Annotated in this window: 19 protein-coding genes; 6 read left to right on the forward strand and 13 right to left on the reverse strand. The window is 62.3% G+C overall.

Translation table 11 applies throughout. The features are described 5' to 3' along the window. Positions 1-125 precede the first annotated feature (125 nt). Positions 126-1151, forward strand: coding sequence for a tRNA (adenosine(37)-N6)-threonylcarbamoyltransferase complex transferase subunit TsaD (gene tsaD / locus ACN6NG_RS01920; protein WP_016497697.1), 1026 nt, complete (start codon positions 126-128; stop codon positions 1149-1151). A 17-nt stretch (positions 1152-1168) separates the two neighbouring features. On the opposite strand, the gene plsY is transcribed toward tsaD, so the two are convergent. Beyond that, positions 1169-1738, reverse strand: a complete 570-nt coding sequence (plsY, locus tag ACN6NG_RS01925) for a glycerol-3-phosphate 1-O-acyltransferase PlsY (protein WP_016497698.1) — start codon at positions 1736-1738, stop codon at positions 1169-1171. 74 nt (positions 1739-1812) lie between these two features. Between plsY and folB the strand changes: the two genes are divergently transcribed. Then, the gene (gene folB / locus ACN6NG_RS01930) at positions 1813-2169 is read left to right on the forward strand and encodes a dihydroneopterin aldolase (protein ID WP_004375185.1); all 357 of its coding nucleotides are present in this window, start codon (positions 1813-1815) and stop codon (positions 2167-2169) included. Continuing rightward, positions 2160-2669: a 2-amino-4-hydroxy-6-hydroxymethyldihydropteridine diphosphokinase gene (folK, locus tag ACN6NG_RS01935; protein WP_353456140.1), complete on the forward strand. Its 510-nt coding sequence runs from the start codon at positions 2160-2162 to the stop codon at positions 2667-2669. Before folB ends, folK begins: the two co-directional genes overlap by 10 nt. 109 nt (positions 2670-2778) lie before the next feature. On the opposite strand, the gene ACN6NG_RS01940 is transcribed toward folK, so the two are convergent. From ACN6NG_RS01940 to ACN6NG_RS01990, 11 genes are all read right to left on the reverse strand, one after another. Continuing rightward, on the reverse strand, positions 2779-3885 hold the full coding sequence (locus tag ACN6NG_RS01940) for a multifunctional CCA addition/repair protein (protein ID WP_063424404.1): 1107 nt from the start codon (positions 3883-3885) through the stop codon (positions 2779-2781). Positions 3886-3940: 55 nt separating this feature from the next. Beyond that, a complete protein-coding gene (locus ACN6NG_RS01945) occupies positions 3941-5509 on the reverse strand; it encodes a SpoVR family protein (protein ID WP_043202470.1) in 1569 nt (522 codons plus the stop codon). Next, on the reverse strand, positions 5506-6780 hold the full coding sequence (locus ACN6NG_RS01950) for a YeaH/YhbH family protein (RefSeq protein WP_016497702.1): 1275 nt from the start codon (positions 6778-6780) through the stop codon (positions 5506-5508). The genes ACN6NG_RS01945 and ACN6NG_RS01950 overlap by 4 nt, the downstream gene beginning before the upstream one ends. 131 nt (positions 6781-6911) lie before the next feature. Further along, a complete protein-coding gene (locus ACN6NG_RS01955) occupies positions 6912-8834 on the reverse strand; it encodes a PrkA family serine protein kinase (RefSeq protein ID WP_474312847.1) in 1923 nt (640 codons plus the stop codon). 285 nt (positions 8835-9119) lie between these two features. Further along, positions 9120-9452, reverse strand: a complete 333-nt coding sequence (glpE, locus tag ACN6NG_RS01960) for a thiosulfate sulfurtransferase GlpE (RefSeq protein WP_063424406.1) — start codon at positions 9450-9452, stop codon at positions 9120-9122. Positions 9453-9466: 14 nt separating this feature from the next. Beyond that, positions 9467-10333 carry a symmetrical bis(5'-nucleosyl)-tetraphosphatase gene (locus tag ACN6NG_RS01965; RefSeq protein ID WP_063424407.1) on the reverse strand — a complete coding sequence of 289 codons (867 nt, stop codon included), beginning with the start codon at positions 10331-10333 and terminating at the stop codon, positions 9467-9469. Continuing rightward, on the reverse strand, positions 10333-10713 hold the full coding sequence (gene apaG, locus ACN6NG_RS01970; protein WP_049273767.1) for a Co2+/Mg2+ efflux protein ApaG: 381 nt from the start codon (positions 10711-10713) through the stop codon (positions 10333-10335). Before apaG ends, ACN6NG_RS01965 begins: the two co-directional genes overlap by 1 nt. 205 nt (positions 10714-10918) lie before the next feature. Next, positions 10919-11722 (reverse strand): 16S rRNA (adenine(1518)-N(6)/adenine(1519)-N(6))-dimethyltransferase RsmA, encoded by an 804-nt coding sequence (gene rsmA / locus ACN6NG_RS01975; RefSeq protein ID WP_016497706.1) that lies wholly within the window; start codon positions 11720-11722, stop codon positions 10919-10921. Further along, positions 11719-12708 carry a 4-hydroxythreonine-4-phosphate dehydrogenase PdxA gene (gene pdxA, locus ACN6NG_RS01980; RefSeq protein ID WP_258654858.1) on the reverse strand — a complete coding sequence of 330 codons (990 nt, stop codon included), beginning with the start codon at positions 12706-12708 and terminating at the stop codon, positions 11719-11721. The genes rsmA and pdxA overlap by 4 nt, the downstream gene beginning before the upstream one ends. Further along, positions 12705-14024, reverse strand: coding sequence for a peptidylprolyl isomerase SurA (gene surA / locus ACN6NG_RS01985; protein ID WP_059394945.1), 1320 nt, complete (start codon positions 14022-14024; stop codon positions 12705-12707). The genes pdxA and surA overlap by 4 nt, the downstream gene beginning before the upstream one ends. Continuing rightward, a complete protein-coding gene (locus ACN6NG_RS01990; RefSeq protein WP_063424410.1) occupies positions 14005-16809 on the reverse strand; it encodes an LPS-assembly protein LptD in 2805 nt (934 codons plus the stop codon). The genes surA and ACN6NG_RS01990 overlap by 20 nt, the downstream gene beginning before the upstream one ends. A 130-nt stretch (positions 16810-16939) precedes the next feature. On the opposite strand from ACN6NG_RS01990, the gene ACN6NG_RS01995 reads away from it, so the two are divergent. From ACN6NG_RS01995 to ACN6NG_RS02005, 3 genes are read left to right on the forward strand one after another with little or no spacing between them, the layout of a single operon-like run. Then, complete coding sequence (locus ACN6NG_RS01995; protein WP_063424411.1) at positions 16940-17959, forward strand: aminoglycoside phosphotransferase family protein; 1020 nt, start codon at positions 16940-16942, stop codon at positions 17957-17959. Next, on the forward strand, positions 17956-18627 hold the full coding sequence (gene murU / locus ACN6NG_RS02000; RefSeq protein ID WP_353456138.1) for an N-acetylmuramate alpha-1-phosphate uridylyltransferase MurU: 672 nt from the start codon (positions 17956-17958) through the stop codon (positions 18625-18627). The genes ACN6NG_RS01995 and murU overlap by 4 nt, the downstream gene beginning before the upstream one ends. 1 nt (position 18628) lies before the next feature. Further along, positions 18629-19396 (forward strand): TerB family tellurite resistance protein, encoded by a 768-nt coding sequence (locus tag ACN6NG_RS02005; RefSeq protein ID WP_059394941.1) that lies wholly within the window; start codon positions 18629-18631, stop codon positions 19394-19396. Positions 19397-19442: 46 nt separating this feature from the next. Here the strand turns inward: ACN6NG_RS02005 and ACN6NG_RS02010 are convergent, their stop codons facing one another. After that, positions 19443-20441, reverse strand: a complete 999-nt coding sequence (locus tag ACN6NG_RS02010) for an alpha/beta hydrolase family protein (RefSeq protein ID WP_353456137.1) — start codon at positions 20439-20441, stop codon at positions 19443-19445. Positions 20442-20467: the final 26 nt, after the last annotated feature.

The following is a 20467-nucleotide window of genomic DNA, read 5'->3' on the forward strand; positions in this document are numbered from 1 at the left end:
GGGTTGCGGATGTTAACCCTTAGCAAGCCGGAATGCAAAGCCTCTGATCGAAAACCGCTGGTCGGCATCCGACACGGGGACTATCATGCGCGCCTTCGAATTCAGCCCCCACAAGGGACGAACCCATGCTAGTACTGGGATTGGAAACATCCTGCGACGAAACTGGCGTCGCATTATACGACAGTGAGCGCGGCTTGTTGGCCGACGCACTGTTCAGCCAGATCGACCTGCATCGCGTGTTTGGCGGTGTGGTGCCCGAGCTTGCCTCGCGTGACCACGTGAAGCGCATGTTGCCGCTCATTCGCCAGGTGCTGGAGGAGGCGGGCTGCGTCGCCACCGAGATCGACGCCATTGCCTACACCGCGGGTCCTGGCCTGGTCGGCGCATTGCTGGTGGGCGCCTCCTGCGCACAGGCGCTGGCCTTTGCCTGGGACATTCCGGCGATTGGCGTGCACCACATGGAAGGCCACTTGCTGGCGCCCATGCTGGAAGAAAACCCACCTGAGTTTCCGTTCGTCGCTTTGTTGGTTTCAGGCGGACACACCCAGCTGGTACGCGTCGATGGCATCGGTCAGTACGAACTGCTGGGCGAAAGCCTGGACGATGCCGCCGGCGAAGCGTTCGACAAGACCGCCAAGCTGATCGGCCTCAACTACCCCGGCGGCCCGGAAATCGCGCGCCTGGCCGAGCAGGGTGTTCCTGGTCGCTTCGTGTTCCCGCGGCCGATGACCGACCGCCCGGGCCTGGAATTCAGCTTCAGCGGCCTCAAGACCTTCGCCCTCAACACCTGGCAGCAATGCAAGAACGCTGGCGACGACAGTGAGCAAACCCGTTGCGACCTGTCCCTGGCATTCCAGCAGGCGGTGGTGGAGACTTTGACCATCAAGTGCAAGCGGGCGCTCAAGCAGACCGGCCTCAAGCGCCTGGTCATCGCGGGTGGTGTGAGTGCCAACAAGGCTTTGCGCGCGTCCCTCGAAGACATGCTCGGCAGCATCAAGGGCAACGTGTACTACGCGCGCCCGCAGTTCTGTACCGACAACGGCGCGATGATCGCATACGCCGGTTGCCAGCGCCTGTTGGCGGGGCAGCACCAGGACCTGGCGATTAGCGTGCAGGCGCGCTGGCCGATGGAGCAGTTGCCGCCGCTGTAACGTGTGAAGCCGAACGCTCAGAAGTGCCGTTCGCGCCCGGCGAACAGGTCGCGCAGGTTGTTGCGGTGGCGCCACACGATCATCACGGTCAGCACGGTGATCGGCAGGAGTGCTTCGGGCTCGCGCCAGGCCAGCAATGGCAAGGTCAGCGGCGTGGCAATCAGCGCCGCCAGCGAGCTGGTGCGAGTGAGGTAGAACGTCAGCAGCCAGGCGCCGATGGCCAGCAGCGCGGCCGGGAAATACAGGCCCATGAGCATGCCGGCAGCCGTCGCCACGCCCTTGCCACCCCGGAAGCGGAAGTACAGGGGGAACAGGTGGCCCAGCACCGCGCACACGCCCACCCAGGCTTGCGCGTGCAGGTCCAGCCCGGCAACGCGGGCGAGCAATACCGGCAAAAGGCCCTTGCACAGGTCGCCAAGCAGGGTCAGGATCGCCAGTTTACGGCCTGCCAGGCGTAGCATGTTGGTAGCGCCGGCATTGCCTGAACCACTGGAACGCGGGTCCGGGCTGCCCGAAAGGCGGCTGAGGAGAATGGCGAAGGACAGTGAGCCGAGCAGGTAGGCGAGCAACGCCAGTAACCAAAACATGCTAACTATTCCGGGCGAGGACGCCCTGATTCTAACGGCGCCAGTCGCCCTTGTCGTGCTGTGGAGAGAAGTGCTTGGACAGAGTGTTCATCGAAGGCCTGGAAGTCGATACCGTCATCGGTGCCTATGACTGGGAGCGGGATATTCGCCAGTGCTTGCGCCTGGACCTGAGCTTTGCCTGGGACAACCGCCCGGCCGCAGCGGGTGACGACCTGAACCTGGCGCTGGACTACGCCAGTGTCTCGGCACGCATCCAGGCGTTTGCCGAGCAGGCCCGTTTCGAGTTGGTGGAGACCTTTGCCGAGCGCCTGGTGGCAACCTTGATGGAAGAATTCCATATCCCCTGGGTGCGGTTGAAACTGACCAAGCCGGGTGCGGTGCCGGCTGCCCGTGGCGGTGTTGGCGTGGAGATCGAGCGCGGATGTCTCTGAGCACGGTTTACCTTGGCCTTGGCAGCAACATCGACCGTGAGGCGCACTTGTGCGCCGGGCTCGATGCGTTGGCGGGCATCCTCACCGACATGCGCTGCTCGCCGGTGTTCGAAAGCCAGCCGGTGGGGATCAAGAGCGGGCCGTTCATCAATTTCGTGGTGACCGGGCAAACCGCACTGCCGCTGATCGAACTGGACCGTCGGCTGAAGTTCATCGAGGCCGAAAATGGCCGTTACGCGCCGGACCGCATAGGGCTGCCGCTGGATATCGATGTGCTGATGTATGACGATCTGCACGGCACCTTCGATGGGCTGGTGTTACCCCGGGCCGAGATCCTGAAGAACGCGTTTGTGCTGTGGCCGCTGTCGTTGCTGGCGCCTGAGCTGGTGCATCCGGGGGCAGGCAAGAGCATGGCCCGGTTGTGGCAAGAGGCACAGATTGACCAGGTACTGGCCCCGGTCGCCTTCGAGTGGCGTGGGTTGCAGCTGACACCCGCTTAAGCCTGTTCCGGCCCTTTTGCGGCTAAAGCCGCTCCCACAAGTACTACGCAGGTTTCTGGCCCACGTTGTACCTGTGGGAGCGGCTTTAGCCGCGAAGAGGCCGGTATGGTCAGTCGAGTTGGTAAGCCTCAAGCGCTTTCAGCCGCTCAGCCTTGAGCGCTTCGCCCAGTGCCTGCCCAGTCAGCCCAGCCTGCACCAACGGTTTCACATCCACCGCTCGCGCCGCTGCTGCTGCGCCACGCAGGTAATCGGCCTGTGGATAACCTGGCTGGCCATCACCTAGCGCCGCCATCTCGCAAGCGACCACAAAATCCTCGAACCGCTGCGGCCGTCGGTAAACATCGAACTTCTGCAACAGCTCCAGTAGCGCCGTGGCTGGCAGCTCCAGCGCCTGATTACCTTGTGCCAGGCACTCTCCGGTCAGTAAGGCCAGCTCCTGGCAATCCCTTGGGGCCTTGAGGCGCTGGTTGACGGCTTTGATCGATGCCGGTGCCAGCCCGCGCAACAGGCACGCCCAGCGCACGTGCAGAGGCTGTTCATGCGCCGCTGCCTGTTCCAGAGCCGCCAGGGCCTGGGCATCGTCAACAAGCTCAGGCAGCAGGGCCTGCAGGGCGTCGCAATCGCGCAGCACCTGGAAGAACACCTGGGGCTGTGCCTCCATCAGCGCCCGCTCGATTTCCTTCCAGCTGCGCTCTGCAGTCAGCGCCTGCAGCTCGCCAGAGGCGCTGATCTGGCGCATCAGCTCAAGTGTCTCTTCGGCAACCCGGAAACCTAGCGGTGCATAGCGGGCAGCAAAGCGCGCGACGCGCAGCACGCGCAAGGGATCTTCGGCGAATGCCGGGGAAACGTGGCGTAAAATTCGTCTTTCGAGATCGTCTTTGCCGTGGTGGGGGTCGTACACCGTACCTGCCTCGTCCTCGGCCATCGCGTTGATGGTCAGGTCACGGCGAATCAGGTCTTCCTCCAGTGTCACGTCAGGGCTGGCGTGAAAAGTGAATCCGCCATAACCGCGCCCGCTCTTGCGCTCGGTGCGCGCCAAGGCATATTCCTCGCCGGTTTTCGGGTGCAGGAATACCGGAAAATCAGCGCCCACCGGCCGATAACCCTTGGCGTGCATTTCTTCAACGGTGGCGCCTACCACCAGCCAGTCGATATCGCTGACAGGAAGGCCGAGCAAGCGGTCGCGCACGGCGCCGCCGACTTTGTAGATGTGCATGTGCAGCTCTCCATAACTGCCGACAGGATAACCCGTCGGCAGTTATGGCGTAGCACTAGAGGTGGTGAATGACAGCCAGGTCCATGCGCCCGTAGTCGGCGCTTTCGCCGTGCTCGCCACGGGGTGGCATGTGGTGGGTTTTCATCACTTGCTCGCCCTGTACGGTCTCCAGGTGGATATCGAAGCCCCACAGACGATGCAGGTGCTTGAGCACTTCATCGGTCGAGTCGCCCAGCGGTTTGCGGTTGTGTTGCTGGTGGCGCAGCGTCAGCGAGCGGTCACCGCGACGGTCGACGCTCCAGATCTGCACGTTCGGTTCACGGTTACCCAGGTTGTACTGCGCGGCCAGCAGTTCACGAATCACCCGGTAGCCGGCTTCATCGTGAATGGCGGGCACTAGCAGGTCGTCGCGCTGGTCGTCGTCGAGGATGCTGAACAGCTTGAGGTCGCGCATCACCTTGGGCGAAAGGTACTGCAGGATGAAGCTCTCGTCCTTGAAGCTGCTCATGGCAAACTTGATGGTAGAAAGCCAGTCACTGCCGGCAATGTCGGGGAACCAGTGGCGATCTTCATCGGTGGGGTTTTCGCACATGCGGCGGATGTCGGTGTACATCGCAAAGCCCAGTGCGTAGGGGTTGATGCCGCTGTAGTAGGGGCTGTCGAAGCCGGGCTGGAACACCACGCTGGTGTGCGAGGTCAAGAACTCCATCATGAAGCCTTCAGTGATCAGCCCCTCGTCGTACAGGTCGTTCATCAGCGTGTAGTGCCAGAAGGTTGCCCAGCCTTCGTTCATGACTTGGGTCTGGCGCTGCGGGTAGAAGTACTGGGCGATCTTGCGCACGATGCGCACCACTTCACGCTGCCAGGGTTCGAGCAGCGGGGCATTCTTCTCGATGAAATACAGGATGTTCTCCTGTGGTTCGGCGGGGAAGCGCCCCTCATCGCGTTCGTTGCCCCTTTCGGCGCTTTTCGGGATGGTGCGCCACAGGTCGTTGATCTGGCGCTGCAGGTGTTCCTCACGCTCCTTCTGGCGCCGCCGTTCCTCTTCTGCGGAGATGGGGTAGGGGCGCTTGTAGCGGTCCACGCCGTAGTTCATCAGGGCATGGCAGGAGTCGATCAGGTCTTCCACGGCGTCGATGCCGTGGCGCTCTTCGCACTGGGCGATGTACTGCTTGGCAAACACCAGGTAATCGATAATGGAGCTGGCGTCGGTCCAGGTGCGGAACAGGTAGTTGCCTTTGAAAAAGCTGTTATGGCCATAGCAGGCGTGGGCAATCACCAGTGCCTGCATGCACATGGTGTTTTCTTCCATCAGGTAGGCGATGCAGGGGTCGGAGTTGATCACGATTTCGTAGGCCAGGCCCATCTGGCCACGGCTGTAGGACTTTTCTGTGCTGAGGAACTGTTTGCCGTAGGACCAGTGGTGGTAACCCAGAGGCATGCCGACCGAGGCATAGGCGTCCATCATCTGCTCGGCCGTGATCACCTCGATCTGGTTGGGGTAAGTGTCCAGGGCGTAACGTTCGGCCAGGCGGCCGATTTCCCGGTCGTAGGTCTGGATCAGCTCGAACGTCCACTCGGACCCGGTGGAAATGGGTTGGCGTCTCTGTGCTCTGGCGGTCATGTGGCTAACCTGCGCTGGAAGAGTTCACGGAAGACCGGGTAGATGTCGCCGGCCGATACCAACTGCTGCTGGGCGAACGTGTCGGGGAAGGCTTCGCCGATGCGTTCATATTCGTACCACAGCGCCTGGTGCTCACGGGGGGTGATCTCGACGTAAGTGTAGTACTGCACGTGCGGCATGATTTGCTTGGACAGGATCTCGCGGCAGATCGGCGAGTCGTCGTTCCAGTTATCGCCGTCAGAAGCCTGAGCGGCGTAGATGTTCCAGTCACTGGCCGGGTAGCGTTCGGCCATGATCTCCTGCATCAGCTTGAGCGCGCTGGAGACGATGGTGCCGCCGGTTTCCCGCGAGTAGAAAAACTCTTCCTCGTCGACTTCCCGGGCGCTGGTGTGGTGGCGGATGAACACCACTTCGATGCGGTCGTAGTTACGCTTGAGGAACAGGTACAACAGGATGAAGAAGCGCTTGGCGATGTCCTTGGTGGCCTGGGTCATGGAGCCGGACACGTCCATCAGGCAGAACATCACTGCCTTGGAGCTGGGGTTGGGCTGCTTGACCAGCAGGTTGTACTTGAGGTCGAAGGTGTCGAGGAAGGGCAAGCGGTTGATGCGTGCCTTCAGGCGTTCGATTTCCTGTTCGACTTCCTGGATATCGGTGAAGTTGTCCGGCTCCTCGACCCGCAGGCGGTCGAGTTCCTTTTGTGCTTCGCGCAGCAGTGCGCGGCTGCTGCCGGTCAGGGCGATGCGCCGGGCATGGGCCGAGCGCAGGGTGCGCACGATATTGATGCGTGACGGGTTGCCCTCGTTGGCGATGCCCGCACGCACGGTCTTGAAGGTGTCGGTCCCGGTCAGGTGACGTTTGACCAGGTTGGGCAGTTCGAGATCCTCGAACATGAATTCGAGGAATTCTTCCTGGGTGATCTGGAAGACGAAGTCGTCCATGCCGTCGCCGGAGTTGCCCGCCTTGCCGCGGCCTCCGCCGCCCCCACCACCACCTTGCGGCCTGGGGATATGTTCGCCGGCAGTGAATTCCTTGTTGCCAGGGTGCACGACGGTCTGTTTGCCGCCGCGACCGTGGTGGAGCACGGGTTCGTCGATGTCGCGCCCCGGAATGCTGATTTGCTCGCCATGTTCCATGTCCATGATGGAACGGCGGCTTACCGCCTCTTCGACGGCTTTCTTGATGTGTTCACGGTACCGCCGCAGGAAGCGCTGGCGGTTGACCGTGCTCTTGTTCTTGCCGTTCAGGCGTCGGTCTATAACGTAGCTCATGGTCCCTCCGGTAGCTGGGAACAGCTGCACGCTTCAAGCTACGGGCTCGCTGCACCTACAGGCAGCAAGGCAGCTGCTGCCGCCCAAGGCTGGCTTGCCAGCGTTGGGCGCGCAGTGTGTAGCTTGTCGCTTTATTGCGATTTCCTGACCCGCAGGTACCATTCCGACAGCAGACGAACCTGTTTGTCGGTGTAGCCACGCTCCACCATGCGCGTGACGAAGTCGTTGTGCTTCTGTTGGTCTTCCTTGCTGGCCTTGGCGTTGAAGCTGATGACCGGTAGCAGGTCCTCGGTGTTGGAGAACATTTTCTTCTCGATCACCACCCGCAGCTTTTCATAGCTGAGCCAGCTCGGGTTCTTGCCGTTGTTGTTGGCACGGGCACGCAGCACGAAGTTGACGATTTCGTTGCGGAAATCTTTCGGGTTGCTGATGCCGGCCGGTTTTTCGATCTTCTCCAACTCTTCGTTGAGGGCGATACGGTTGAGAATTTCGCCGGTTTCCGGGTCGCGGTATTCCTGGTCCTGGATCCAGAAGTCGGCGTACAGCACGTAGCGGTCGAAAATGTTCTGGCCGTATTCGCTGTAGGACTCCAGGTAAGCAGTCTGGATTTCCTTGCCGATGAATTCGATATAGCGCGGTGCCAGGTACTCCTTCAGGTAGCGCAGGTAGCGTTCGCGCACTTCGGCAGGGAACTGTTCCTGCTCGATCTGCTGTTCGAGCACGTACAGCAGGTGAACCGGGTTGGCCGCAATCTCGTGTGGGTCGAAGTTGAAGACTTTGGAAAGGATCTTGAAGGCGAAACGGGTCGACAGGCCGTTCATGCCCTCGTCGACGCCTGCCGAGTCCCGGTACTCCTGGATCGACTTGGCCTTCGGATCGGTGTCCTTGAGGTTCTCGCCATCGTAGACGCGCATCTTCGAGTAGATGTTGGAGTTCTCTGGCTCCTTGAGGCGCGAGAGTACAGTGAACTGGGCGAGCATCTTGAGGGTGTCTGGCGCGCAATGGGCCTTGGCCAGCGAGCTGTTGATCAGCAACTTGTCGTAGATCTTGATCTCATCGCTGACGCGCAGGCAGTACGGCACCTTGACGATGTAGATCCGGTCGATGAACGCCTCGTTGTTCTTGTTGTTGCGGAAGGTGTGCCACTCCGATTCGTTGGAGTGGGCCAGCAGGATGCCGGTGTAGGGAATGGCACCCAGCCCCTCGGTACTGTTGTAGTTACCTTCCTGGGTGGCCGTGAGCAGTGGGTGCAGGACCTTAATCGGCGCCTTGAACATCTCGACGAATTCCATCAGGCCCTGGTTGGCCCGGCACAACGCGCCCGAATAGCTGTAGGCATCGGCGTCGTTCTGCGGGAATTCTTCGAGCTTGCGGATATCGACCTTACCGACCAGGGCGGAAATGTCCTGGTTGTTCTCGTCGCCCGGTTCGGTCTTGGCGATGGCGATCTGGTTGAGGATCGACGGGTACAGCTTGACCACTTTGAACTTGCTGATGTCGCCGCCGAACTCCTGCAGGCGCTTGGTGGCCCAGGGCGACATGATGGTGTTCAGGTAACGCCGCGAGATGCCGAACTCTTCCTCGAGGATGGCCCCGTCTTCGGTGGCGTTGAACAGCCCCAGGGGCGACTCGAATACCGGCGAGCCCTTGATGGCATAGAACGGTACCTTCTCCATCAGCTGCTTGAGTTTTTCGGCCAGCGACGATTTACCGCCGCCGACCGGGCCCAGCAGATAGAGGATCTGTTTCTTTTCTTCCAGGCCTTGGGCGGCGTGGCGGAAATAAGACACGATCTGGTCGATGCACTCTTCCATGCCATGGAAGTCGGCAAAGGCCGGATAGCGGCGGATAACCTTGTTGGAGAAGATGCGCGACAGCCTGGAGTTGGTAGAGGTGTCGATCAGCTCTGGCTCACCGATGGCCAGCAACAGCCGTTCGGCCGCCGATGCGTAGGCACTGCGATCCTCTTTGCACAGCTCGAGGTACTCCTGCAGCGAGAGCTCTTCCTGGCTCGTGGACTCGAAACGTTGTTGGAAGTGGCTAAAAATACTCATGACGTCACCTCGCTCGATACGTGGAGACGACGCCGGATCAGTCAGCTGATGCTGGCATGCAACCGATTTTGGCCGGCTGCTGTATACCCCCCAGAACACCCTGTAACGCTACCGATGACCCGCACGCCGGTGTACCGGCTCTCCCCTTTTTCTGGATGGCCTGCGCTTAAGAATAGTTGGTTATCGGTAAGTTCAAGGCGGCGGGACGGAGAAGTTGCGAACGACCGTTCGTCAGATAAGCCGCAAGCCCGCACGTGGCGCGGGCTGCAGTAAAAATGAAAATATTTATTCGGCGGTGCCTTGGGCGGTCTCGGCCGGGTAGGTAGCGCGCCACAGTTCAAAGCCGCCGTCCACGCTGTACACGTCGGAAAAGCCCTGGCCTACCAGGTAGGCGGCCGCGCTCTGGCTGGAGTTGCCGTGGTAGCAGACCACCAGGGTCGGGGCGTCGAGGTCGGCGTTGCGGATGAATTCTGCAACCGAATGGTTATCCAGGTGCCGGGCGCCGGTAATGTGGCCTGCGGCGAAGGCTTGCGAGTCACGAATGTCGACGACGACCGCACCTTCTTGCTTGCGAAGCTCCAAGGCCTGCTCGGGAGGGATGCGCTTGAATTCGCTCATGGGTACTACTTCCTTCAGGTGTGGTCGTTGAGTGTAGTGGGTTGTGCCGGCTGGCGCAGGGTGCCGTCGTCGGCGCAATCGCAGCGGTGGTATTCGCCGCTGTCGACGTTGTACAGGGTCATGGCGCCGCCCCACACGCAACCGGTGTCCAGGGCGATGACGCCCGGCTCGTCGACGCGGCCTTCGAGGGCGGCCCAATGGCCGAAGATGATCTTCACATGCCGCGAGCGGCGGTCCTTGTGTGCAAACCAGGGCTTGTAACCCTTGGGCGCGGTGCCCAGGCCTTCCTTGCTCTTGAGGTCGAGCTTGCCCTCAGCGGTGCAGAAGCGCATGCGTGTGAAGTAGTTGGTAATGGCCCGCAGGCGTTCGATGCCGGTGAGGCGCTTGCTCCACTTGTTCGGCTCGTTGCCGTACATGCCGTCGAGGTACAGCTTCAGGCGGCCATCGTCGCGCAGTACCTCTTCCACCTCAGCCGCAAGACCAAGGGCCTGGCCGAGCGTCCACTGTGGCGGGATTCCCGCGTGCGCCATGGCAATACCGCGTGCCTCGTCGTAATGCAGCAGTTTTTGCTGGCGCAGCCAGTGGAACAGCAGGTCGGCGTCCGGTGCTTCGATGATCTCGCGCAGCGTGTCGCTTTTTTTCAGGCGCTCGACGTTGTGCCAGGCGGCCAGCAGGTGCAGGTCATGGTTGCCCAGCACGCAGACCAGCGACTGGCGGATCGAATACAGGAAGCGCAGGGTTTCCAGTGATTCGGGGCCGCGGTTTACCAGGTCACCGACCAGCCACAGGCGGTCGACGGCCGGGTTGAAGCTGACACGTTCGAGCAGGCACTTGAGGGGCTGCAGGCAGCCCTGCACGTCACCGACGGCGTAGGTTGCCATCAGTGCAGTGCCCCGGGCACCGCGAGGCGGAAGGGGGCGATCTCGGCGTCGAAGCGCTTACCGTCTTCGGCGAACATCTGGTAACTGCCCTGCATGGTACCCACACGGGTGGTGATTACCGCACCGCTGCTATAGGTGTGGCTCTGGCCCGGATCGATGTTGGGTTGTTGGCCGACCACGCCGGAGCCGCGCACTTCCTCGACCTCGCCGTCACCATTGGTGATCAGCCAGTGGCGTGACAGCAGCTTGGCCTTGAGCGAGCCGCTGTTGTGCACGGTGATGGTGTAGGCGAAAGCGTAACGACTGTTTTCCGGGTCGGATTGTTCTTTCAGGTAGCGGGTCACGACGCTGACGTCGATCAGATAGCGAGGATCGGACATGCAATGGCCTTGGGCGAGCTGACGCAATAATGCAGTCTAGGTCATTGGGAGGGGGGAGGGCCAGCGGTGTGGGGCTTGTGGTCTTTGTTGTCAGCGCCGGCCTCTTCGCGGGTGAACCCGCTCCCACAGGGATTGCACAGTATTCGAAGGCTGTGGCGTACCTGTGAGAGCGGGTTTACCCGCGAAGAGGCCAGTACAGGCTGGATCAGGCTTGTTGCTGATCAGCCAGCTGGTCAGCCAGGCGCACAAAGGCGGCCAGGTCCAGCTGTTCGGGGCGCAGGCTGCCATCCACGCCGGCTGCCTCGATGGCCGCGCTGTCGAGAAGGCCTTTCAGGGTGTTGCGCAGTGTCTTGCGACGCTGGTTGAAGGCTTCGCGAACGACGCGCTCCAGCAGCAGGTGGTCCTTGGCCGGGAACGGCAGCACTTCGTGCGGTACCAAGCGGACGATGGCCGAGTCCACTTTCGGCGGCGGGTTGAAGGCGCCAGGGCCCACGTTGAACAGGTGTTCGACGCGGCAGTGGTACTGCACCATGATCGACAAGCGCCCCCAGTCACCACCACCAGGGCCGGCGGCCATGCGCTCGACCACTTCCTTTTGCAGCATGAAGTGCATGTCGCGGATCAGGCCGGCATGGCTGAGCAGGTGGAAGATCAGCGGGGTGGAGATGTTGTAGGGCAGGTTGCCCACCACCTTGAGGCTGCGCGGTGGCACGCCCAGCTGGTTGAAGTCGAACTTCAGGGCGTCGCCCTGGTGCAGCCGGAAGTTGCTGCGGTTACCGAACTTGTGCTGCAGGATCGGCACCAGGTCCTTGTCCAGCTCCACCACGTCCAGTTGTGCGCCGCTGCCCAGCAGGCCCTCGGTCAGGGCGCCCTGGCCCGGGCCGATTTCCAGCAGGTGTTCGCCGGCCTTGGCGTTGATGGCACGCAGGATGCGGTCGATGATGCCGGCGTCGTGCAGGAAGTTCTGGCCGAAGCGCTTGCGCGCCCGGTGTTGGTATTGCTCGTTCATGGTCGGTTCTCGGCCATCTGGTAGGCGGTTTCCAGCGCGACGCGCAGGCTGCCGGTGTCGACGTTGCCGGTGCCGGCGAGGTCCAGGGCGGTGCCGTGGTCGACCGACGTGCGGATGATCGGCAGGCCCAGGGTCACGTTGACTGCAGCGCCGAAGCCTTTGTATTTGAGTACAGGCAGGCCTTGGTCGTGGTACATCGCCAGCACTGCGTCGCAGTGCTCCAGATATTTGGGGGTAAACAGGGTATCGGCCGGCAGCGGCCCGCGCAGGTCCATGCCTTCGGTGCGCAGGCGGGCCAAGGTCGGCTCGATGATGTCGATTTCTTCGCGGCCCAGGTGGCCGCCCTCGCCCGCGTGCGGGTTGAGGCCACACACCAGTATGCGCGGGTTGGCAATGCCGAACTTGTCGCGCATGTCGGCATGCAGGATACGGGTTACACGTTCGACGCGCTCGGCAGTGATGGCGTCGGCAATATCACGCAGCGGCAGGTGCGTGGTCACCAGGGCCACACGAAGGCCGTGGGTGGCCAGCATCATTACTACCTGCGCGGTGTGGGTCAGCTCGGCGAGGAACTCGGTATGCCCGGAGAAGGCGATACCGCTTTCGTTGATCACGCCCTTGTGCACGGGGGCGGTGATCATCCCGGCAAAATGCCCATCGAGGCAGCCTTGCCCGGCGCGGGTCAGGGTTTCCAGCACGAACGCCGCGTTGGCTTTGTCGAGCTGGCCTGGCACTACCGGGGCTGCAAGAGGGGTATCCCACACGTACAGGCTGCCCGCGGGTGCCGGCCGGTCGGGCCATTGGCCCGGGACGACTGGCAGCAGGCTGACGGCCAGCCCCAGCTGCGTGGCCCGCTCGGCGAGCAGGTCACGGCTGGTGATGGCGATCAGGGGGTGGGGCTGGGCGTCTGCGGCGAGCAGCAGGCACAGGTCGGGACCTATGCCGGCAGGCTCGCCAGGGGTGACGGCGAAGCGCTGGGGCTTCACTGGGCGGCCTGGTCAGCGCCAGGCAGCTTGATTTCAACGTAGGCTTCGTCGCGAATCTGGCGCAGCCAGGTTTGCAGCTCTTCGTCGTACTTGCGGTTGCGCAGGACGCTCTGGGCCTGTTGCTCACGTGCCTGTTCGGTGCTGTCGGTGGCGCGGCGGCCCAGCACTTCCAGAACGTGCCAGCCGTACTGGGTCTTGAACGGCTTGGTCACTTCGCCTTGCTGGGCGTTGGCCATCTGTTCGCGGAACTCCGGTACCAGGCTGTTCGGGTCTACCCAGTTGAGGTCGCCGCCGTTGAGCGCCGAACCCGGGTCTTCCGAGAAGCTCTTCGCCAGCTCGCCGAAGTCTTCGCCGTTCTTGATGCGATCGTACAGGCGCTCGGCCAGTTGCTCGGTGGCCGCTTCGCTGCGGATTTCGCTTGGCTTGATCAGGATGTGCCGTACATGCACTTCGTCACGCAGCACGTTCTCGCTGCCACCGCGCTTCTCCTCGAGCTTGAGGATGATGAAGCCGTTGGGGATGCGAATAGGCTGGGTGATTTCACCGACCGGCATGCTGCTGAGCATCTTGGCGAAGTCTGGTGGCAGTTGGCCGGCTTTACGCCAGCCCATCTCGCCGCCTTCTAGGGCGTTTTCGCTGGCCGAGTTGGCAATCGCCATCTGGCCGAAGTCGGCGCCCTGACGCAGTTGCTGGTACACGTCACCCACCTTGCGCGCGGCCTTCTGGATATCATCCGAGCTGGCGGCTTCCGGGGTAGGAATGAGGATGTTGGCCAGGCGGTACTCTTCCGACATCTGCATCTTGCCCAGGTCGGAGTTGAGGAAGTTCTTCACTTCCTGCTCCGATACCTGGATGCGTTCGGCCACGCGGCGCTGGCGCACGCGGCTGATGATCATCTCGCGCTTGACCTGCTCGCGAGCGTCATCGAACGACAGGCCGTCACGGGCCAGGGCGGCGCGGAACTGGTCAAGCGACATGCCATTGCGCTGGGCAATGGTGCTGATGGCCTGGTTCAGCTCTTCGTCGGTAATGCGGATGCCGGAGCGCTCGCCGATCTGCAGTTGCAGGTTTTCGACGATCAGGCGCTCCAGTACCTGCTGTTCAAGGGCGCTGGTCGGCGGCACGCCGCCGCCGCGCTTGGCGATAGTTTGCTGTACCTCATGGACGCGCTGGTCCAGCTGGCTTTGCATGACCACGTCGTTGTCGACGATGGCCACTACGCGATCAAGAGGTTGTACCGCGGCATGCACCGCGCCACTCAGCAAAGCGGCGCCCAGCAACACTGGGCGCAGACGATCAATAAGCTTGGTCTTCACGTTCACGGTAACCTTGAATGCCTTGGTCGAGGAAAGATTCGACCTTGTTGCCCACTACGCCACCGAGGCCTTTCAGAACGATCTGAAGGAAGATGCCGTGGTCGCCTTTTTCGTTCTGCGGAAGCGCCTGGCTGAAGTCGTCGTAATCGATCCAGTAGCGGTTGATCAGACGCAGCTTCCAGCAGCAGTTGTCGTACTCGAAACCACCCATGGCTTCCAGGGTGCGGTTGCGGTTGTAGTCATGCTGCCAGCGAGCGATGACGCTCCACTGCGGAACGATCGGCCAGATGACAGAGAAGTCATGCTGCTGGATCTTGTAGTAGTCCTTGATGTAGTTCGGGTCGCCCGGGTTGCCGTAGCTACCGCCTTCCTTCCACCTACCCGTGGTGGAGTCATAGACGATGGTATCGTTGCGATAGCGATACCCGAGGTTGACTACCTTGTTCGGGTTTTCTTCAGGCTGGTAGTGGAACATCGCGCTGCCCGAGCGGGTGCTGTGGCTGTCCTGGTCCCAGTTGAAGTCCGAGTTGAAGCGCCAGTCGCGGTTGAAGTAATAGTTGTACACCAGCGCGTACGGCGACGTATCAGACTGTGAGGATTGACGGGTGCGGTAGTCAATTCCTGGCAGTTGGACCTTGCGGTCCTTGAAGTAATAGGCCTGGCCGATGCTGAAGTTTTGGCGCTCGAAACCGTTGTCTTCGATCCAGCGGGTGGTTACGCCCAGCGACAGCTTGTTCTCGTCGCCAATACGGTCTGTACCGCTGAAACGGTTGTCGCGGAACAGCGAGTCGTAGCTGAACAGTGTTTCGCTGGTATCGAACAGCGGGATGTCCTTCTGGTCCTTGTACGGGACATAGAGGTAGAACATGCGCGGCTCGAGGGTCTGCTTGTAATTGGTACCGAACAGCGACGTGTTGCGGTCGAAGTACAGTCCGCTGTCCACGCTAAAGATCGGTACATCGCGATTCACGGAGCTGTCATAGCTGCCGTAAGCGCTTGGGTTCTCGTTCTGCAAGGCGATTGCATCAGCTTTGCCTTTGCTGTCCAGGTCGAGGTCGTACTGGGTATAGGCATACTTCAGCTTGGGTGTGATGAAACCGTAGCTGGCTGTCATCGGGTAGCTGATTGATGGCGCGACGTTCAGACGTGTTCCGTTGGCGCGCTCAATACCCTGAATGTTCTGGTCGAGCCGGCGCCCATCGGGGCCTGCCGTGAGGTCCAGGTTGCCATCCTTGTCGAATACGGTGTCGTTCTTCAAGTCACGTTCGAAGCGCGCAGCCTCGGTTTCGTAGGCAAAGTTCAACCCGCCTGGCTGATAAGGCAGCACACCATTGAAGGTAATTTGCGGTAGGCGATCATAAGGCGTGATCTGCGAAATGGTCGCCGCCTCGTAGGCATGCACGTTCAACCGCGCGGTGTAGCTGTCGCCACGCCAGGTCAACGCGCCCTGCTGATCGAGGAAGTCCTTGCTTTCAACACCGATCTGGTCGGACTCCAGGTCCTGGAAGTAGAACGGGTCGCTGATGTCGGTGTAGTTCACCTCGGTCATCAGGCGCTCGTCCAGGCCACCCTTGTGCTGCCAGTTGACCATCCAGCGCTGTTCTTTGTAGTCAGTCTGGTCTTTGCGGTCGTCGTTCTTGTCGTTCAGGTACGCGCCACCGAGCTGGCCTTCGCTGGAAGGCGTCAGGTAGCGGAACTCGCCTTCCATCAGCAGGCCGCGTTTGGTCATGTAACGCGGGTACAACGTGGCGTCGTAGTTGGGCGCCAGGTTGAAGTAGTACGGCGTGACCAGCATGAAGCCGGTGTCGCTGCTGGTGCTGAACGATGGCGGCAGGAAGCCGGACTGGCGACGGTCGTCGATCGGGAAGTAGATGTACGGTGTGTAGAACACCGGGAAATCCTTGACCCGCAGCGTAACGTTGGTCGCAGTACCGAAACCGGTGGCCGGGTTCAGGGTGATGTTGTTGCCCTTCAGCTGCCAGGCGTTGCTGCCTGGTTCGCAGGTGGTGTACGTACCGTCCTTGAGGCGGATGATGGCGTTTTCACCGCGCTTGGCATACAGGGCACTGCCGCGGATGTGCGACTTGTGCATCACGTATTCGGCGTTGTCGACCTGGGCTTCGCCCGTGTCGAGCTGAATCTGTGCCTCGTCACCGACCACCAGCGAACCGTTGTCACGGATCCGGACGTTGCCCTTGAGCTCGCCACGGTTTTCGGTCTGGTAGAGGTTGGCCTCATCGGCCTCGGCCTGCATGCTGCCCTGGCGCATCACCACGTCACCGGCGAGGGTAGCGATCTGCTGCTCCTGCTGGTACTTGGACACCTTGGCGTTGATGTAGGTCGGCGACTCGTCCTTCGGCGTGGTATCGGCCATGCCCGGGCGCGTTGGCTCGATATAGGCGCCACCGCAGTACGGGCCGGTTTCGGCCAGCTGCGCTGCAGTCAGCTTGTCACGCGGCACCCAGTCGAGGTGGCTGTAGTCTTCGCTGCGCGACTTCAGGGCACGGCCCTTGGCCTCGGTGACCAGCATCGGCCGGTCCGCGGTTTCGGCTTCGCTCGCGGCTTCTGTGCCGGAGCTGACGGCCGCACCTTCGTGCACCGGGCGCGGCGGCAGGTTGTTGACTGGCGCTTTGGGCTTGCAGTCCCAACCACCGGAGGCGGACACTTGGCAGTCGAACTGTTCGGCTGCCACTACGTATGAGGTGGCCAGAGGTTGCAGGGCCAGCAGACCGCCGGTTACCAGCAACGGAAACTTTCTACGAAACGCGGGGGATTTCAATGCCATCTTATTAGTCCGGGCTTCCTGCGTGCCATCTGCCCGCGTGTGGGGCCGCACGCCTCTCGATGGTCTGAAAAAGATGCTGGATAATAAAGCATGACCCGCTTGACGGCTAGGGCCGTCGGAGACCCTTGTAATGCCTGAACACGATGTACGCCTGCAACAACTGACGGTCTGGCTCGATGAGCAGCTCAATGATCTTTTCCTGAACAACGCCTGGGGCGAAGTGCCCGCAGGCAGCCTGACCGCGGCCAGCAGCGACGCCAGCTTCCGCCGCTACTTCCGCTGGCAGGGCGCTGGGCACAGCTTCGTGATCATGGATGCGCCCCCCCCGCAGGAAAACTGCCGACCGTTCGTCGCCATTGACCACTTGCTGGCCAGCGCTGGTGTGCATGTGCCGCTGATCCATGCCCAGGACCTGGAGCGCGGCTTCCTGTTGCTGGGGGATCTGGGCCACCAGACATACCTTGATGTAATTGATGCCGACAACGCCGATGGCCTGTTCGCCGACGCCATCGAGGCCTTGCTGGCCTTCCAGCGCCTGCCAATGGATGCGCCGCTGCCCAGCTACGACGATGCCCTGTTGCGCCGTGAAGTAGAGCTGTTTCCCGAGTGGTACGTGGGGCGTGAGCTTGGCCTGGCCCTGAGCGAAGCGCAGAAAGCCACCTGGCAGCGCGTCAGCCAGCTGCTGATCGACAGCGCCCTGGCCCAGCCCAAGGTGCTGGTGCACCGCGACTACATGCCGCGCAACCTGATGCAGAGTACCCCCAACCCCGGTGTACTGGACTTCCAGGACGCGGTGTACGGCCCGGTCACCTACGACATCACCTGCCTGTTCAAGGACGCCTTCCTCAGCTGGCCGCAGGCACGGGTCGAAGGCTGGCTGCGAAACTACTGGCAGCAGGCCAGGGCGGCCGGCATCCCGGTGCAGGGCGACTTCGAAGCATTCCAGCGTGCCAGCGACCTGATGGGTGTGCAGCGCCACCTGAAGGTCATCGGCATTTTCGCTCGCATTTGCCACCGCGACGGCAAACCGCGCTACCTGGGCGACGTGCCGCGTTTCTTCGCCTATATAGAAGAAGTGATCGGCCGCCGGCCCGAATTGGCGGAGCTGGGTGAGCTGATTGCCGAGTTGCAGGCCGGAGCGCGTGCATGAAGGCAATGATCCTGGCAGCGGGCAAGGGCGAGCGTATGCGCCCGTTGACCTTGCATACCCCCAAGCCACTGATCCCGGTCGCCGGCCAGCCGCTGATCGAGTACCACCTGCACGCCCTGGCGGCGGCGGGTGTTACCGAGGTGGTGATCAACCATGCCTGGCTCGGCCAGCAGATCGAAGACCACCTGGGCGATGGCAGCCGCTTCGGGGTGAGCATCCGTTATTCACCCGAGGGCGAACCGCTGGAGACCGGTGGCGGCATCTTCAAGGCCCTGTCGTTGCTGGGTGACGCGCCGTTCCTGCTGGTTAACGGCGATGTCTGGAGCGACTACGATTTCATAGGCCTGCAGGCCCCCTTGCAAGGCCTTGCTCACCTGGTACTGGTCGACAACCCTGGCCATCACGGGCGCGGTGACTTCCGCCTGGTGGGCGAGCAAGTCGTCGATGGCGATGACGCTCCCGGCACGCTGACCTTCAGTGGGCTTTCGGTGCTGCACCCGGCCCTGTTCGACGGTTGCCAGCCCGGTGCCTTCAAGCTTGCACCGCTGCTGCGTCAGGCCATGGCGGATGGCAAGGTCACTGGCGAGCACTACCGTGGGCACTGGGTGGATGTTGGTACGCTTGAGCGCCTGGCCGAGGCTGAGCGTTTGATTGGCGAGCGCGCCTGATATGTGGTGGCCAGGCACGCTGATTGGTGTGGGTGCCGGTTTTGCTGTTGCCAGCATTCCGGGGGCCTTGCTCGGTGGGTTGCTTGGGCAGGCCCTGGACCGCCGCCTGCGCTTGCAGGGCTGGGAAGACATGCGCGAACGCCTGGGCGGGCGCTCGGCCTTGCGCGACGACGAGTTGCTGTTCGTGATGCTCGGGCGCCTGGCCAAGTGCGATGGGCGGGTGGCCGAGCAGCATATCCGCCAGGCGCGCCAGGAAATGCTGCGCCTGGACCTGGCCGAAGCGGCCCGGCTGCGCGCGATAGCCGCGTTCAACCGCGGCAAGGCAGGCAAGGACCGGCTGGGCAGCCATTTGCGCCGCATTCGCCACCAGCCGCATGCGGCGGAAGGCACCCTGCGTGCGTGTTGGCGCATGGTCTGGGCCGACGGCAAGATGGGCAACAAGGAACGTGAGCTGCTGCTGGACTGGGGGCAGAAGCTGGGCCTGAGCCGGCGGCAGGTGCAGGCGATGTCGCTGGAGTACGAGCCGCGCAAGGCAGCCGGAACGGAAGGGGTGGCCATGACTTATGCCGCGGCGTTGCGCTTGCTGGCGGTTGAGGCGGACACCGAGACCGACAAAGTCAAGCAGGCGTATCGCCGGCTGGTCAGCCGGCATCACCCAGACAAGCTGGCGGGTACCGGTGCCAGCGAGGCGCAGGTGCGTGAGGCGACCGAGCGCACCCGTGAGTTGCATCAGGCCTATGCCATGATTCGTAAGCGGCGGGGCCTGTAACCGGGCGGCGCTCGGTTCATGCCCCACCACAAGAATCAAGCCGAACTCAACCCTGCGGGCTCATCCACCCCCGTACCCGGCGGAACAACTGCTCTTGTTCCGCCGCCTTGTTCCCTGGCATGGCAATCAACGACAACTGCCGGTACTGGCTGTCCTTCTGCCGCTTGCTGGCCTGCAGGCGCTGCTCGGCCGCGTTGCGGTCGCTGCTACGGGTGACGTAGTAGATATCGGCAGTCGGCACCTTCAAGGTCGGCGTCAGGCTTTGCAGGTCATGTTGAACCCGCGCCGGTGTCTGCGCCGCGACCATCACCAGTTTTTGTACCTGTGGTGGCTGCTTCTCGCTCAGGTAGCGTGCCGCCCAATACGCACCGCTACCATGGCCGATCAGCACGATGCTGCGGGCGTTGTGTTGCTGTGCGTACGCTACGGCGGCATCCAGGCGGGCGAAGATACGCTCGGCATCTGCCGGGTCGGCCTGCTCGCTGGTCTGTTCAGCGTCAGTGCTTTCTGCGGTGTCGGCATCGGCCGCCGTGGCCTGGGCCACGTTGGCGTTGGCGTCGGCCGGTACGTCCTTGGCCGGTGCGCTTTCGCCTTTGTCTTTCTCAGGCTCGGCGGGCGGTGCGGCCTCGACCCTTGCCTGCGGGCTGTCGGCGAGCAGGTCGGGCAGGCTGACGCTCAGGCTGTGCCAGCCGACATCAGGGAATTTCTGCCGCAGTGGGCCGACCGCATTTGGCCAGTCCGCGGTCTCGCCTGCACCGGGAATTATGATGACTGCCCCTTGCGGGTCGTTGTCATTGGCGGGTTTCCAAAGGGCCAGGAAGCTGTCGGCACCGGCCTGCAAGGTCTGCTGCTCGGCCTTGGGCACAAGCCGTTCCAGCGCCTGGGCATCTTCCTGACTGCGCTCCAGCAGGGGCGGGCGCGGGGCTTCGGCGGCCGGAGCTTCGGTGGTGGTGGGTGGTTTTTCGGCTTCGGCAGCCAAGGCGCCGAGTGGAAGGATCGAGGCCAGGCAGCACATTGCCAGCGTCGTGCGATAAAGTGTGGACATGAGTCAACCCAAGGCCAGAATGATAC

The sequence above is a fragment of the Pseudomonas sp. TSO6 genome, assembly GCF_056098905.1.